This window comes from Streptomyces sp. NPDC107575, assembly GCF_055657265.1.
In genome coordinates, this window is sequence record NZ_JBVKBG010000002.1 from 356,424 (window position 1) to 370,653 (window position 14,230).

The following is a 14,230-nucleotide window of genomic DNA, read 5'->3' on the forward strand; positions in this document are numbered from 1 at the left end:
TCCGCCTCCGGCCGCCTACCGCACGGTGAGGACGAGCTTGCCGGCCACCCGCCCCGTGTCGCCCTCCGCGTGCGCCTTGGCGGCCTCGGCCAGCGGATACGTGTCGGCCACGTGCACCGCGAGCTTCCCCGACCCGACGAGTTCGGCGACGGCCCGCATGCCCGCCTGGTCGTGCTCGACGAGCATGGCGGTGGCCCGCACACCCAACTCCCGTGCTCGCGCGGCGACTTCATCGAAGTCGACCGGCAGTAGCGAGACGAGAATGCCGCCCGGCTTCAGCACGTCCAGGGAGCGCAGCCGGTCCGCGCCGCCGAGGGTGTCGAGGACGACGTCGATGTCACCGGTCTCGGCCGTGAAGTCCGCGGTGCGGTAGTCGATCACCTCGTCGGCGCCCAGGCCCCGGACGAAGTCGTGCTTGGCAGCCGACGCGGTCCCGATGACGTACGCGCCGCGCGCCTTGGCGATCTGTACGGCCACATGCCCCACGCCGCCGGCCGCCGCCTGCACCAACACCCGCTGCCCGGGCCCCACTTGGGCGACATCGACGAGGGCCTGCCAGGCGGTGAGCCCGACCAGCGGCAGCGCGCCCGCCTCGACATGGCTCAGCCCCTGCGGCTTCGGCACGAACGCGCGGGCGGGCCCGGCCACGTACTCGGCGTGCGAACCGGCCCCGTACGGATACGGCAGCATGCCGAACACCTCGTCGCCCGGCTCGAACAGCGAGACGCCGAGCCCCACGGCCTCGACGACCCCGGACACGTCCCAGCCGAGCACGAACGGCGGCTCGCCCAGGAACAGCCCGAACGCGCGGTGCTTGTAGTCGGTCGGGTTGAGGCCGGCCGCGTGCACGGCGACCACGATCTGCCCGATGCCCGGCTTCGGCCGAGGTGCGTCGATCTCGTGGAGCACCTCGGGCGCCCCGAGGGTGTCCTGGCCGATGGCCTTCATGGTGGCGGTCGCGGTGGTGTTGTCGTTGTCGCTCATGGAACCAGCCTGCGCCTCCGGAACCGACACCGACAATGGCAAGATGGCCATCCAGCGATAGAATCGTGCCATGAGCGGAACGCCCGAAAGCCCACCCCACCGCGTGGTCGTCCTCGCGCTCGACGGGGTCTACCCCTTCGAGCTCGGCATCCCGAAGCGGGTCTTCGGCTCCGCGGGCGACACCTACGAGGTGCTGACCTGCGCCGCGACCGAGGACCGCACCGTCCGCACGGACGCCGACTTCACGATCACCGTCGCGCACGGCCCGGAGGCGCTGGAGCGCGCGGACACCGTGATCGTCCCGCCGTACGACATGGCGCGCATCGGTGAGCCGCTGCCCGACGCCGAGCGGGCCGCGCTCGCCCGGATCCGGCCCGGCGCCCGCACCGTCTCGATCTGCACGGGAGCGTTCGCGCTCGCCGAGGCCGGGATGCTCGACGGCCGCCGCGCCACCACGCACTGGGCGCTCGCGGACCGCTTCCGCCGGATGTTCCCGCACGTCGACCTGGACCCGGACGTGCTGTTCGTCGAGGACGGCGACGTCCTGACGTCCGCGGGCGCGGCCTCGGGACTCGACGTCTGCCTGCACCTGGTGCGCTCCGACCACGGCAGCGCCCTCGCCAACTTCGTGGCCAAGTGCTGCGTCGTCCCGCCGTGGCGCGAGGGCGGCCAGGCCCAGTACATCGAGCAGCCCGTCCCCGACGCGGGCGACAGCGGCACCGCGCCCGCCCGCGCCTGGGCCCTGGAGCGGCTCGACCGGCCGCTCGCGCTGCGGGAGTGGGCCGCGCACGCCCGGATGAGCCCGCGCACCTTCGCCCGCCGCTTCCAGGAGGAGACCGGCACGAGCCCGGGCCGCTGGCTGATCCTGCAGCGCGTGCACCGGGCCCGCCACCTCCTGGAGTCGACCGACCTCCCGGTCGACCGCATCGCGGCGGAGGTCGGCTTCGCCACCGGCACCTCCCTGCGCCAGCACCTGCACGCCACGATCGGGGTCACCCCGCAGGCGTACCGCCGCACGTTCCGGGCGGGGCCGGTGACCGCCTCCGGGTGATCACCGGGTCACACGCCCTCGGGCCACTCCCACCGCTCCAGGTCCCGCAGCCACGCCCGCGCGTTGCCGTCGGAGGGCGCGCGCCAGTCGCCGCGCGGCGAGAGCGAACCGCCGGCCGACACCTTCGGCCCGTTCGGCATCGCGGACCGCTTGAACTGCGCGAACTGGAAGAAGCGCCGGCAGAAGTACTCCAGCCAGTGCTTGATCTCCGCGAGGTCGTACGCGCCGCGCTTGTCCTCGGGGAAGCCGGGCGGCCACTCGCCCGCGGCCACGTCGCGCCAGGCGTGCCACGCCAGGAACGCGATCTTCGAGGGCCGGAAGCCGTACCGCAGCACGTGGTAGAGCGTGAAGTCGTGCAGCGCGTACGGGCCGATCTTCGACTCGGTGGACTGCAGCTCCTCGCCGGGGACCAGCTCCGGGCTGATCTCCGTGTCGAGGATCGCGGTGAGGATCTTCCCGGCCTCGTCGCCGAACTGGTCGCTGCTGACGACCCAGCGGATGAGGTGCTGGATGAGCGTCTTCGGCACGCCGCCGTTGACGTTGTAGTGGCTCATCTGGTCGCCGACGCCGTACGTGCACCAGCCGAGCGCCAGCTCGGACAGGTCGCCGGTGCCGAGGACGATGCCGCCGCGCTGGTTGGCGAGGCGGAACAGGTAGTCGGTGCGCAGGCCCGCCTGGACGTTCTCGAAGGTGACGTCGTAGACCGGCTCGCCCTCGCCGAACGGGTGGCCCATCTCCTTCAGCATCAGACGCGCCGTGTCCGTGATGTCGAGCTCGGCGGCCGTGACGCCGAGGGCGTTCATGAGCGCGTGCGCGTTGGACTTGGTGTGATCGCCCGTCGCGAAGCCCGGCATCGTGAACGCCAGGATGTCGGTGCGGGGGCGGCCCGCCCGGTCCATCGCACGGGCCGCGACGATCAGGGCGTGCGTGGAGTCGAGGCCGCCGGAGACCCCGATGACGATCTTCGGGTTGCCGATCGCGCCCATGCGCTGCACCAGGCCCGAGACCTGGATGTTGTACGCCTCGTAGCAGTCCTGGGCGAGCCGCTCGGCGTCGGCGGGCACGAACGGGTAGCGCTCGACGCGGCGCTTGAGGCCCAGGTCGGTGCTCGTCGGCGGGTCCAGGTGGAAGTCCACCCGGCGGAAGTCGCCGGTGCGCGCGGCGTGCGTGCGGCGGTTGTCGTCGAAGGTGCCCATCCGCTGGCGCTCCTGGCGCAGCAGGTCGAGGTCGACGTCGGCGACGGCGTGCTGGTCGCCGAGCGGGAAGCGGTCCGTCTCGGCGAGCAGGTTCCCGTTCTCGTAGATCATGGTCTGGCCGTCCCAGGAGAGGTCGGTCGTCGACTCTCCCGCTCCGGCCGCCGCGTACACGTACGCGGCGAGGCAGCGGGCCGAGGCGGAGCGGCACAGCAGCTTGCGGTCCTCGGCGCGGCCGACCGTGATGGGGCTGCCGGAGAGGTTGAGCAGGACGGTCGCGCCGGCGAGGGCGGCCTCCGCGCTGGGCGGCACCGGGACCCACATGTCCTCGCACACCTCGGCGTGCAGGACCAGGCCGGGCACGTCCTCGGCCGCGAAGAGGAGGTCCGTGCCGAAGGGGACGTCCGCGCCGCCGACCCGGATCGTGCCGCCGCGCTCGTCGTCGCCCGCCGCGATCTGGCGCTTCTCGTAGAACTCCCGGTAGGTGGGGAGGTACGACTTGGGCGCCACGCCGAGGATCCGGCCGCGGTGCACGACGACCGCGCAGTTGTAGATGCGGTTGCGGTGCCGCAGCGGGGCGCCGACCACGAGGACCGGGAGGAGGTCCGCGGAGCCCGTGACGATGTCGGCGAGCGCGTCCTCCACCTCGTCGAGGACCGGGTCCTGGAGCACCAGGTCCTCGATGGAGTAACCGCACAGGCCCATCTCGGGGAAGAGGGCGACGGCGACTCCGTCCTCGGCGCAGCGGCGGCCCTGGCGCAGGACGGCCTCCGCGTTGGTGCGCGGGTCGGCGATGGCGGCGTGGCCGGTGCACGCGGCGATCCGCGCGAAACCGTGACTGTAGATCGACCGGAAGTTCACCCGTCCATGATGTCAACCGGGCCGTGGCCGTGCGCGGCGGGGCTTGCCCCCATTCCGATCGTGGCGTGAACGAAGTGGTTCGGGTGGGTTCTCGTTCGGGGAAACTTCTCCCGTGATTCCCGTACGCGCTGCGGGAGTTGTGCAAGCGTCTTCGCGACGTGCACGGGGAGCACGCGGACAGGGGGGAAGCGTGGAGATCAGGTTCTCGGTACCGCAGGGAGTGCGGGACACAGGGGGAGGGACCGCCAAGGAACTCGCGTCGCTCCGGGACTGGCTGGAGGACGACGACGAGCTGCGTTCCGCCGGAGCGCGCGTCGAGAGCGCGTACGCGGACCGGCCCGGCGCCATGGGCGACGTACTCGAATGGGTCGGCGTCGCCTGCGGCGCGGCGTCCCTGGCCATCGACGTGACGCACAGCGAGCGCGCCTGGTGGCGCAGCCGGGGCCACGACGGGGAGATCACGTTCGCCGTGCGGGGCGAGGACGTCGACCGGATCCGGGGGCTGCTGCGCGACGCCGGACTGAGCGAGGGCGACAGCGACGGCGACCCGGACGGTGGAGCCTCCCGATGACGCAGGCGCGGCGCGTCGACCCGGAGAAGTCGGCCTGCCTGCTGATCGGGGTCAACGACTACCGGCACGACACCATGGAGCGCCTCGACAGCGTCGAGCACAACCTGCGGCGGCTGCGGGACGCACTGACCGACCCGGACATCGGCGGCTTCCCCGACGAGCGCGTCCACGTCCTGGCCAACCCCGTCGCGGCCCGCGAGGTGACCGCGGCGATCGAGGCCGCGGGCAGGCTCGCCGCCGAGGACACGCTCATCGTCTACTACGCGGGCCACGGTGTGCGCGAGGGCGAGGACAACCGGCTGTTCCTCACGCTGCCCGGCACGGAGCGCGGCCAGCCGGAGACCTGCGTCGACACCCTGTACGTACGCAAGGCCATCAACCGGTCGCCCGCTCCACGCACCGTGCTCATCCTGGACTGCTGCTACAGCGCCCAGTGGGCCCGGGACAGCCGGATGTCCGGGGGCGAGAGCGGCGCCGACCTCGCGGCGCGCTCCGTCCGCGACCTCAAGGGCCTCTACCTGATGGCCTCTTCGCCGCACAACCGCGCCTCGCACGCCCCCGACCCCGACCGCTGCTCGGTCTTCACCGGCGCCCTCGTCGACGTGCTCGAACAGGGCGACCCGGACCCCGAAGCGGGCGAGACGGTCACCCTGAAGGACATCTACCAGCGGGTGCGGACACGCGTCGAGGAGTGGGTGGCCGAGCAGCACCGCAGCGACGCGGCGGCCCCGCTGTGCACGGACGAGAACGGGCTCGGCGAGTACGCCTTCGTCCGCAACGCCGCCCGCAGGCCCGCCCCCGAACCGCCCCCGGCCTCCGTGCCGCCGAAGCGGGGCCGCCTCGCCATGGGGGTCGCGATCGGCCTGGTGCTCGGGCTGGGCGCCGGATTCGGCGCGCCCTACGTCGAGCGCAAGCTGGACGGGCCGACCCACCACGAGGCGCGCGGCGCCTGCTCCGCCCGCGCGGCCCTGCTCGACCACTCCGACGCACTGGACAAGACGGAGGTCGACAACGAGCCGGTGGCAGGCCTGTCCGGACTCGCGTACGCGCCCGACAGGCCGAACCTCGCGTACGCGGTGGCCGACAACGACGCCGTGCGGATCTTCCCGATCGGATTCGGTTCGCCCGACGAGCTGGCGCCGAAGGCCCAGCGGGCGCGCACCCTGCGCACGGCCGGGGGCGGCTCGTTGAGCGGCTGGTTCGACGCCGAGGCCGTCGCCGTGGAGAAGGACGGCGGCACGGCGCTCGTGGCGGGGGAGACCGAACCCACCATCCGCCGCTTCGATCTGCGCACGGGCCGCCAGAAGGGGGAACCGCTGCCGATCCCCAAGGCCTTCGAGATCTACCCGAAGGGCGCCGCGACCGCGGGCCGCACCATCGAGGCCATGGCGCTCTCGCCGAGCGACAAGTACCTGTTCGTGGCGGTGGAGGCCCCGCTCGCCGGGGACGGCGACGAACGCGGCCGCAACCTCATGCGCATCCAGCGCTACGAGCGGCACGCCGACGGCACCTTCGCCCCCGACGCCCAATTCGCCTACCGGGGCGACGAGGGCCTCGGCCTCGCCGACCTCGTGGCCGTCTCCGACACCCGGCTGCTTGCCCTGGAACGGCAGTACGTCGCCGGGCTCGGGAACTCGGTGCACGTCAAGGACCTCTCGCTGACCGAGGCCCAGGACGTGACCGACAAGAAGCAGCTCTACCGGGCGCCCGCCGACGTCTTCGTCGCCGGACGCCCCCTCTTCGACCTGGCCCGCTGCCCCGAAGGCAGCCCCGGCGAGGTGAGCGACGCCGGAAACCCCCAGTCGAACCAGCTCCTGGACAACGTGGAGGGCATGACCCTCGGCGACGCCATCAAGAGCGGACCGTACAAGGGCCGCAGACATCTGCTCCTCGTCTCCGACGACAACCGCAACAAGGCGCAGACGACGCGGCTCTACTCCTTCGCCGTCAGGCTGTGACAGGCCCCGTCGGCTCGAAGGTGAACGAGAACTCCGCCGGCCCCGGCGTCAGCCTGTACTGCGGCAGGACGCCCGGGCCGCAGGACTGCGAGCCGATGCCCTGCTGCGCGTGGTCGAGATGCACCCACAGGGTGTCGCCGGGCGTGAGGTCCGTGCGGTGGGTGGCCGCGTCGAGCTGCTCGGTCGTCCAGCGGCGGGCCGTGAGCGCGTAGGCGGGCTCGCCCTCGATGCGCAGGCCGCCGAGCTCCGCCCAGCGGACATCGACCCGGGCCCCGTTCTCCTGCGGCCGCACGTACGGGGTGTGCAGGCCGGCCACGTCCGACTCCCACAGGCCGAGCCGCGCCGCCGCCCGCGTGTCCGGGTACGCCTCGCCGGGCCCGCCGCCGAACCAGCGCACGCCCAAGTCCCCCACGGGTAGCCTGAGTCGGACGCCGAGCCGGGGGAGCGGGAGCCGCCAGTCGCCCTCCGGCACGACGGACACGGTGAGCCGCAGCCGCCGCTCGTCGGCCGTCCAGCGGTAGCTCGCGCGCAGCCCGATGTCCCGGCTCGCCGGCCCGACCCGCGTGCGCACGGTCAGCGAGCCGCCGTCCAACTCGACGCCGTCCACACGGTGTTGCATGCGGCGCAGGCCGAACTTCCGCCACAGCAGCCCGAGCCGCTCGTCGTTCTGCCAGCTCGCGCCGTCGTCGTTGTCCGTGGGGGCGCGCCACACGTCGAGTCGGGGAGCGGAGGTGAGCGTCACGTCGCCGATGGCGCGCAGATCACCGGTGCGGGCGTCGAAGGTGGCGGGGCCGAGGGTGAGCACGTCGCCGACGGTGCGCGGGGTCGCGCCAACCGCTGTACTCAACACGGCAGTTGGAGCAGCCGGTGCACTCTGTCCCCACGCCACCTCGTGGCCGTCACCGTCCACGGCCCGGACCGTCCAGTACCCGTCGCTCGCCGCGGGCGCCGACAGCTTCACGTCGGCGGACTCGCCGGGGCCGAGCGGCGGAACGGTGAGGGTGCCCCGCTCGGCGACCTCGCCCTCCACCTCGTACGCCCAGTCGAAGGCCAGGTGCGACAGATCGCGGAAGTCGTAGCGGTTGGTGACGCGGACCGACCCGGCGTCCGCGTCGACGGCGATCCGTGCGGGCTCGATCACCTTCTTGAACTCGACGAGCCCCGGAGACGGCGTCCGGTCGGGGAAGAGCAGCCCGTCGCAGACGAAGTTCCCGTCGTGCAGCTCCTCGCCGAAGTCGCCGCCGTACGCGTATCCGTACCGCTCGTCGGCGATCCCGTGGTCGATCCACTCCCAGACGAACGCGCCCTGGAGACGGTCGTACTTCTCGAACAGCCGCTGGTAGTCGGCGAGTCCGCCGGGGCCGTTGCCCATGGCGTGCGCGTACTCGCACTGGATGAAGGGCAGGCCGCGGCGCCGCTCCGGGCCGCCGTCGAGGCCCTGGCCGATCCGCTCGACCTCCGCGTGGTCGGCGTACATGCGCGAATAGACGTCGGTGTCACGGCAGTTGATGTCGCCCTCGTAGTGGACGAGGCGCTCGGGGTCGCGCGCGCGGATCCACTCGGCCATGGCGGTGAGCCCGCGCCCGGTGCCCGCCTCGTTGCCGAGCGACCACAGCACGACGGACGGGTGGTTCTTGTCGCGCTCGACCATGCGGGCGGCGCGGTCGAGCAGCGCGGGGGTCCAGCGCTCGTCGTCGACCGGGTTGTCGCGCCAGCCCTGCTCGCAGAAGCCGTGGGTCTCCAGGTCGCACTCGTCGATCACCCACAGCCCGTACTCGTCGCAGAGCGCGAGGAACGCCGGGTGCGGCGGGTAGTGGGAGGTGCGGACGGCGTTGATGTTGTGGGACTTCATCAGCTCGACGTCGCGGCGCATGGTGTCGAGGTCGAGCGCGCGGCCGTGCTCCGGGTGCCACTCGTGCCGGTTGACGCCCTTGAACAGGATCGGTGTGCCGTTGACCTTGATCAGCCCGTCGGACAGCTCCACCGTCCGGAACCCGATCCGCAGCGGCACCCGCTCACCGGCCGTCGCGAGCTCCCCGTCGTAAAGGCGAGGGGTCTCGGCGGTCCACGGCTCGACGGCGACGGTCACCGGCTCCCCGGTGGCCACGTCGACGCCCAGCTCGGGCACGGAGATACGCCCGGCCACATCACTGTCGACGCGGAGGGTGCCGAGGCCGGTGGTGTGGTCGTACGAGGCGTGCGTGAAGAAGTCCCCGACGCCGCCGGTGGGTCGGTGCAGCAGGTTCACGTCACGGAAGATGCCGGGCAGCCACCACTGGTCCTGGTCCTCCAGGTACGAGCCCGCGGACCACTGGTGCACACGGACCGCGAGCACATTGCCGGTGGGGGCGAGGAGGTGTCCGACCTCGAACTCGTGAGGGAGCCGGCTCCCCTTGAACTCGCCCAGCTCCGTGCCGTTCAGCCACACCCGCGCACAGGACTCGACGCCGTCGAAGCGGACCACGGCGGAGCCGTCACTCGGCCAGTCGCCGGGCAGATCGAAGACGCGCAGGTGATCCCCGGTCGGATTCTCGTCGGGGACGCGCGGCGGGTCGACGGGGAAGGGGTAGAGCACGTTCGTGTAGGCGGGCGCACCGTGCCCCTGCATCACCCAGTGCCCGGGAACGGAGACGTCGCTCCAGCTGGTGGCGTCGTGGCCCGGAGAGGCGAAGGAGTCGTCGTGGGCGTCGGCCCGCGCCGCCAGCCGAAAACGCCAAGTACCGTTCAGCGACAGCGATTTGGCCGAAGATTCGGCATACCAGGACCGGGGCGGCAGTGCGCCGTGGCCGGGGGAGGGGTCGGTTACGTAAGCGATGGTCATGAGTCTCCCTAAATTAAGCCCCGCCGGCGATTGAGGCGCGGGGTCCGGGGCGGAGCCCCGAGGCGTCAACCCCGCTGCGGCCCACGAACCCCTCCAGCGCAAACGTCGCCGCGCCAAGACTCACCGGATCCGTAGGAACAGGCGAAAGAACAATCTCCGTGGCGCCGAACGGCCCCGCGAGCGCATGCCGCCCCACGGCCGACCGCACCTCGTCGAGCAGGGGCGCACCCAACGCCCCCGCCACCCAACTACTGAGCACCACGACCTCAGGGTTGAGCAGATTGACCAGGTCACCGACCGCCGCGCCGAGATACCGCGCGGTCTCCCGCACGACGTCGAGCGCCTCGGCGGAGCCCTCCGCCGCGGCCCACCCGATGGCCGAGATCGTGGCGGTCTGATCGTCCGGGTGCAGCAGCGGTGAGCCGGGCCGCAGCTCCCGCAGGGTGCGCATGATCCCCGGCGCCCCCACATACGCCTCGACACACCCCCGGCCCCCGCAGTGGCACGGCCGCCCGTCGAGCACGAGCGTGGTGTGCCCCCACTCGCCGGCGCTGTTGGTGACACCCCGGTGCAGCGCCCCGCCGAGCGCGAGCCCCGCGCCGACGCCGGTGCCGAGGTTGACGACGACCGCGTCGTCCCGCCCGCGCGCCGCCCCGAACCACAGCTCGGCGACGGTCGAGGCGCGCAGCGGATTGTCCAGGTACAGGGGTACGTCGAGGTGCTGGGCGAGGAGTTCCCGCAGCGGCACCGCTCCGTGCCACCCCCAGTTCGGGGCGTACACGCTGATGCCGCCCTCGCGGTCGACGAGCCCCGGCATGCAGACCCCGGCGCCGAGCACGGGCCCGCCGGTGCCGTCGTCGAGCACGGACCGGACCCCGTCCGCGATCACGGCGGCCACGCGCTCCGGCTCGTGCGCACCGGGCCGCAGTTCGCGGTCGGCGCGGGCGACGACCCGCAGGTTCAGGTCGAACCGCTCGGCGTGGACGTACGTCTCCGCGACGTCCACGCCGACGAGCGAACCGTGCCCCGCATCGACGGAGACGAGGCCGCGCGGTCGCCCGCCCGCCGAGTCCACGAAGCCGCCCGTGACCAGGATGCCCAGGTCGAGCAGCTCCCCGACGAGCGTGGCGACGGTCGCCGAGCTGAGGCCCGTCTCGGCCGCCAACTCCTGCCGGGACACGGCGGATCGGCCGATGCAGCGGCGCAGCACCTCGTACCGGTTCGCCGTCCGTATGTCGCGGGAGGTGCGCCTCATGAACGTCAGGCTAGGAGCGCCGGACGGACTTCGACAAGGGGTTGGAGAAAGGGCTTTCAAAAGCCCTGCTGCGCGCCCCGCGGCAACAGCGCCCGCACGAACGCGTTGCTGAACTTCCCCTCCGGATCGAGCCGTTCGGCCAGCGCCACGAACTCCGCGGCCCGCGGATACCGCTCGGCGACCCGCGCCGGATCCGCCGTGAACACCTTCCCCCAGTGCGGCCGCGGCCCGAACTCCCGCAGCCGGTCCTCCACCAGCGAAACCACCGGAAGCACCCGCTGCGCGTCCGCCACCCACGTGAAGTGGAACGCGACCGTGTCCCGCCCGTACGCCGGGCTCAGCCACTGCGTGTCCGCGGCGACCGTGCGCACCTCGCAGACCTGGAGCACCGGGGCGATCCGCTCGCGCACCGCGTCGAGGGCGCGCAGCGCGGCCTCGGTGTGCTCGCGCGGCATCAGGTACTCCGACTGGAGCTCGTCGCCGCTGCTCGGCGTGAACTCGGCCCGGAAGTGCGGCAGCCGCTCGTGCCAGGGCCCCGGCACGCCGAACTGCTCGGTGCAGTGCACGGCGGGCATCCCCGGAACCGGGTGCGCGGCCTCGGTCGCGGACTCGGCCCACGGGAAGTCCAGCGCGTGCGGCATCCGCCGCTTCACCCACACCTGGTCGAAGTGCGGCCCACGCCAGCCGGTGAACAGGCTCACGCTGTACGCGGAGGACGACACGGCCTCGAAGTCGAGCCCCTGGAACGGAAGTTCACGGAACACGTGCTGCGCGACGTCGAAGGCCGGCTCCACGTCCAGCGTCAGCGACAGCACGACTCCGAGAGCGCCGAGCGACACGACGGCCCCTTCGAACCCGTCGTCGCCCCGCGCGAGCGTGACCAGCTCACCGTCCCCGGTCAGGATCTCCACGGCCCGGACCGCCTCGGCCAGCGACCGGTTGCCGTTGCCCGAGCCGTGCGTGCCGGTGGCCACCGAACCGGCGACGGAGATGTGCGGCAGCGAGGCCATGTTCGGCAGCGCCAGCCCGTGCGTGTGCAGGGCCGCGGCCAGCTCGGCGTAGCGCACACCGCCGCCGACCCGCACGGTGCGCTCCGCGGCGTCGACGTCGATCCGGGCGGGCAGCCCGCCGAGCGACACGAGCGCGCCACCGCGCTCCGCGTCCACGTCGGCGATCCGATTGAACGAGTGCCCGCTGCCGAGCACCCGTATGTGCCCACTCTTGCCGACGACGGCACGCAACTCGTCGACGGTGAGCGGCCGGTGCAACCGATCGGCGGCGAAGGTGATGTTGCGGGCCCAGTTGGTGACAGCTTCCACGGGAGGCCTTTCTGCGGGTGCGGTTGCGGAGATTCGACCACGGTGTGTCAAGCCCCGCCGGCGATTGAGGCGCGGGGCCCGGGGCAGAGCCCCGCGACCGCGACATGACGCCCACCTGGTGAACTGCCGGTGCCCCCACGGGAGTACCGTGCCTGCGCATGACGTACACCGACGACCACCGCACCACCCACCGGCACCTGCGGCAGCACCCCCGCGCCGACCTGGAGGCGATCCTCGACGCGGGCTTCGTGTGTCATCTCGGGGTCGTGGTCGACGGCGCCCCCGTCGTCGTACCGACCGTCTACGGGCGTGACGAGCGGTGGCTGTACGTGCACGGGTCCTGGGCCGGCCGCAGCCTCGTGGCCGACCCGGAGGCGGCGGTGTGCGTGACGGTGACCCACGTCGACGGCCTCGTCCTCGCCCGCTCCGTCTTCGAGCACGGGGTGAACCACCGCAGCGCCATGGTGCGCGGTGTGCCGCGCGCGATCACCGACGAGGCCGAGAAGCTGGAGGGCCTGCGCCGCCTCACCGAGCACGCGACCCCCGGCCAGTGGACGTACGCGCGGCAGCCGAACCGCGAGGAGCTCGCCGCCACGACGCTCCTCGCGCTCTCCCTCGAAGAGGCCTCCGTGGAGATCCGGTCCGGCGCGCCGGACGACGGCGCGTCGGCCGACGCGGAGCTCGGTCTGTGGGCCGGGACCCTGCCGCTGAACGCCCGCTGGGGCGCTCCCACGGCCGATCCGCTGCTGCCCACCGGCATCACCGCACCCGCCCACATAGTGGCCCGAGCGGGGACCCGGCACGGCTGACCGACGGCCGGGGCGTACCGTGAGGAGTCGAGAAACCGTAGAAAACGCTGCACAGCAGAGGGTCGAGGAGTAACGGGATGCAGAGCCGTACGGCGCTGGTAGAGGACCTGATGGAGCGCTTCCCGCACGTTCCGAAGGAAGCGGTCTTCAAGGAGGACCTGCTGCGCGGTGGCGTGGCCTTCGACGCGTCCGCACTGAGCGACAACGAGGACGGCGAGGTCAAGCCGAAGTCGTACTTCATCTTCTCCTTCGACCACGGCACCCTCCCGGAGCTGGGCGAGGCCGCGCTGCGCCGCCCGCCCGAGGAGATCGTCCTCACCGGCGGCCCCTACGACCTGCGCCGCACGGTCGTCTCGGTCCGCGTGAACCCGAATTCGCCGTACCGCGTCGCGGCCAACGAGGACGGCATGCTCGGCCTGTACCTCGACGGCAAGCGGATCTCCGACGTGGGCGTGCCGCCGATGCCGGAGTACTACCGGCACAAGCTCTCCAACGGGAAGTCGGTCATGGAGGTGGCCCCCACGATCCAGTGGGGCTACCTGATCTACCTGACCGCGTTCCGGGTCTGCCAGTACTTCGGCGCCAAGGAGGAGTGCCAGTACTGCGACATCAACCACAACTGGCGCCAGCACAAGGCGGCCGGCCGTCCGTACACGGGCGTGAAGGACGTCGACGAGGTCCTCGAGGCCCTGGAGATCATCAACAAGTACGACACCGGGAAGACGTCGACCGCGTACACGCTGACCGGCGGCGCGATCACGTCGAAGGTCCAGGGCCTGGACGAGGCGGACTTCTACGGCCGGTACGCCAAGGCCATCGAGGAGTACTTCCCGGGCCGCTGGATCGGCAAGGTCGTCGCCCAGGCGCTGCCCAAGGACGACGTACAGCGCTTCAAGGACTACGGCGTCCAGATCTACCACCCCAACTTCGAGGTGTGGGACGAGTACCTGTTCAAGATGTACTGCCCCGGCAAGGAGCGCTACGTCGGCCGCGACGAGTGGCACAAGCGGATCCTCGAGTCCCGCGACGTCTTCGGCGCGCGCAACGTGATCCCGAACTTCGTGGCGGGCGTCGAGATGGCCGAGCCGTTCGGCTTCAAGACGGTCGACGAGGCCATCGCCTCCACCACCGAGGGCCTGAACTTCTTCATGTCGAACGGCATCACGCCGCGCTTCACCACGTGGTGCCCCGAGCCGACGACGCCGCTCGGCAAGGAGAACCCGAACGGCGCGCCGCTGGAGTACCACATCCGGCTGCTCGACGCGTACCGCAACGCCATGGACGAGCACGGGCTGTCCTCGCCCCCCGGATACGGTCCGGCGGGCGCGGGCCGCGCCGTGTTCTCGGTCAGCTCGTTCATGGACAGCCTCGCGCCCAACGAAGAGGCCGTCGAGTTCTGAGCGCCGTG

General features: G+C 72.1%; 10 protein-coding genes. 5 read left to right on the forward strand and 5 right to left on the reverse strand.

Annotated elements, in window-relative coordinates; genetic code table 11:
• Positions 1-15: 15 nt before the first annotated feature.
• Positions 16-984 (reverse strand): NADP-dependent oxidoreductase, encoded by a 969-nt coding sequence (locus ACZ7L4_RS08345; protein WP_472100830.1) that lies wholly within the window; start codon positions 982-984, stop codon positions 16-18.
• Between the two features lie 70 nt (positions 985-1,054).
• On the opposite strand from ACZ7L4_RS08345, the gene ACZ7L4_RS08350 reads away from it, so the two are divergent.
• Entirely contained in the window at positions 1,055-2,035 is a 981-nt protein-coding gene (locus ACZ7L4_RS08350) for a GlxA family transcriptional regulator (RefSeq protein WP_472100832.1), read from the forward strand.
• An 8-nt stretch (positions 2,036-2,043) separates the two neighbouring features.
• Here the strand turns inward: ACZ7L4_RS08350 and ACZ7L4_RS08355 are convergent, their stop codons facing one another.
• Positions 2,044-4,089 (reverse strand): NAD(+) synthase, encoded by a 2,046-nt coding sequence (locus ACZ7L4_RS08355; protein WP_472100834.1) that lies wholly within the window; start codon positions 4,087-4,089, stop codon positions 2,044-2,046.
• A 190-nt stretch (positions 4,090-4,279) separates the two neighbouring features.
• Here ACZ7L4_RS08355 and ACZ7L4_RS08360 point away from each other — a divergent pair, with 190 nt between their 5' ends.
• Positions 4,280-4,660 (forward strand): effector-associated constant component EACC1, encoded by a 381-nt coding sequence (locus ACZ7L4_RS08360; RefSeq protein ID WP_472100836.1) that lies wholly within the window; start codon positions 4,280-4,282, stop codon positions 4,658-4,660.
• A complete protein-coding gene (locus tag ACZ7L4_RS08365) occupies positions 4,657-6,618 on the forward strand; it encodes a caspase, EACC1-associated type (RefSeq protein ID WP_472100837.1) in 1,962 nt (653 codons plus the stop codon). Before ACZ7L4_RS08360 ends, ACZ7L4_RS08365 begins: the two co-directional genes overlap by 4 nt.
• On the opposite strand, the gene ACZ7L4_RS08370 is transcribed toward ACZ7L4_RS08365, so the two are convergent.
• Genes ACZ7L4_RS08370 through ACZ7L4_RS08380 form a run of 3 tightly spaced genes read right to left on the reverse strand, consistent with a single transcriptional unit; the run spans position 6,608 to position 12,013 of the window.
• A complete protein-coding gene (locus ACZ7L4_RS08370) occupies positions 6,608-9,439 on the reverse strand; it encodes a glycoside hydrolase family 2 TIM barrel-domain containing protein (protein WP_472100839.1) in 2,832 nt (943 codons plus the stop codon). The two genes, ACZ7L4_RS08365 and ACZ7L4_RS08370, sit on opposite strands and share 11 nt — an antisense overlap.
• Before the next feature lie 13 nt (positions 9,440-9,452).
• Positions 9,453-10,694, reverse strand: coding sequence for an ROK family protein (locus ACZ7L4_RS08375; RefSeq protein WP_472100841.1), 1,242 nt, complete (start codon positions 10,692-10,694; stop codon positions 9,453-9,455).
• Positions 10,695-10,750: 56 nt separating this feature from the next.
• Positions 10,751-12,013: a D-arabinono-1,4-lactone oxidase gene (locus ACZ7L4_RS08380; RefSeq protein ID WP_472100843.1), complete on the reverse strand. Its 1,263-nt coding sequence runs from the start codon at positions 12,011-12,013 to the stop codon at positions 10,751-10,753.
• Positions 12,014-12,171: 158 nt separating this feature from the next.
• Between ACZ7L4_RS08380 and ACZ7L4_RS08385 the strand changes: the two genes are divergently transcribed.
• Both ACZ7L4_RS08385 and ACZ7L4_RS08390 read left to right on the forward strand, forming a co-directional pair.
• Positions 12,172-12,822 (forward strand): pyridoxamine 5'-phosphate oxidase family protein, encoded by a 651-nt coding sequence (locus ACZ7L4_RS08385; protein ID WP_472100845.1) that lies wholly within the window; start codon positions 12,172-12,174, stop codon positions 12,820-12,822.
• A 77-nt stretch (positions 12,823-12,899) separates the two neighbouring features.
• A complete protein-coding gene (locus tag ACZ7L4_RS08390; protein ID WP_450817959.1) occupies positions 12,900-14,222 on the forward strand; it encodes a radical SAM protein in 1,323 nt (440 codons plus the stop codon).
• Positions 14,223-14,230: the final 8 nt, after the last annotated feature.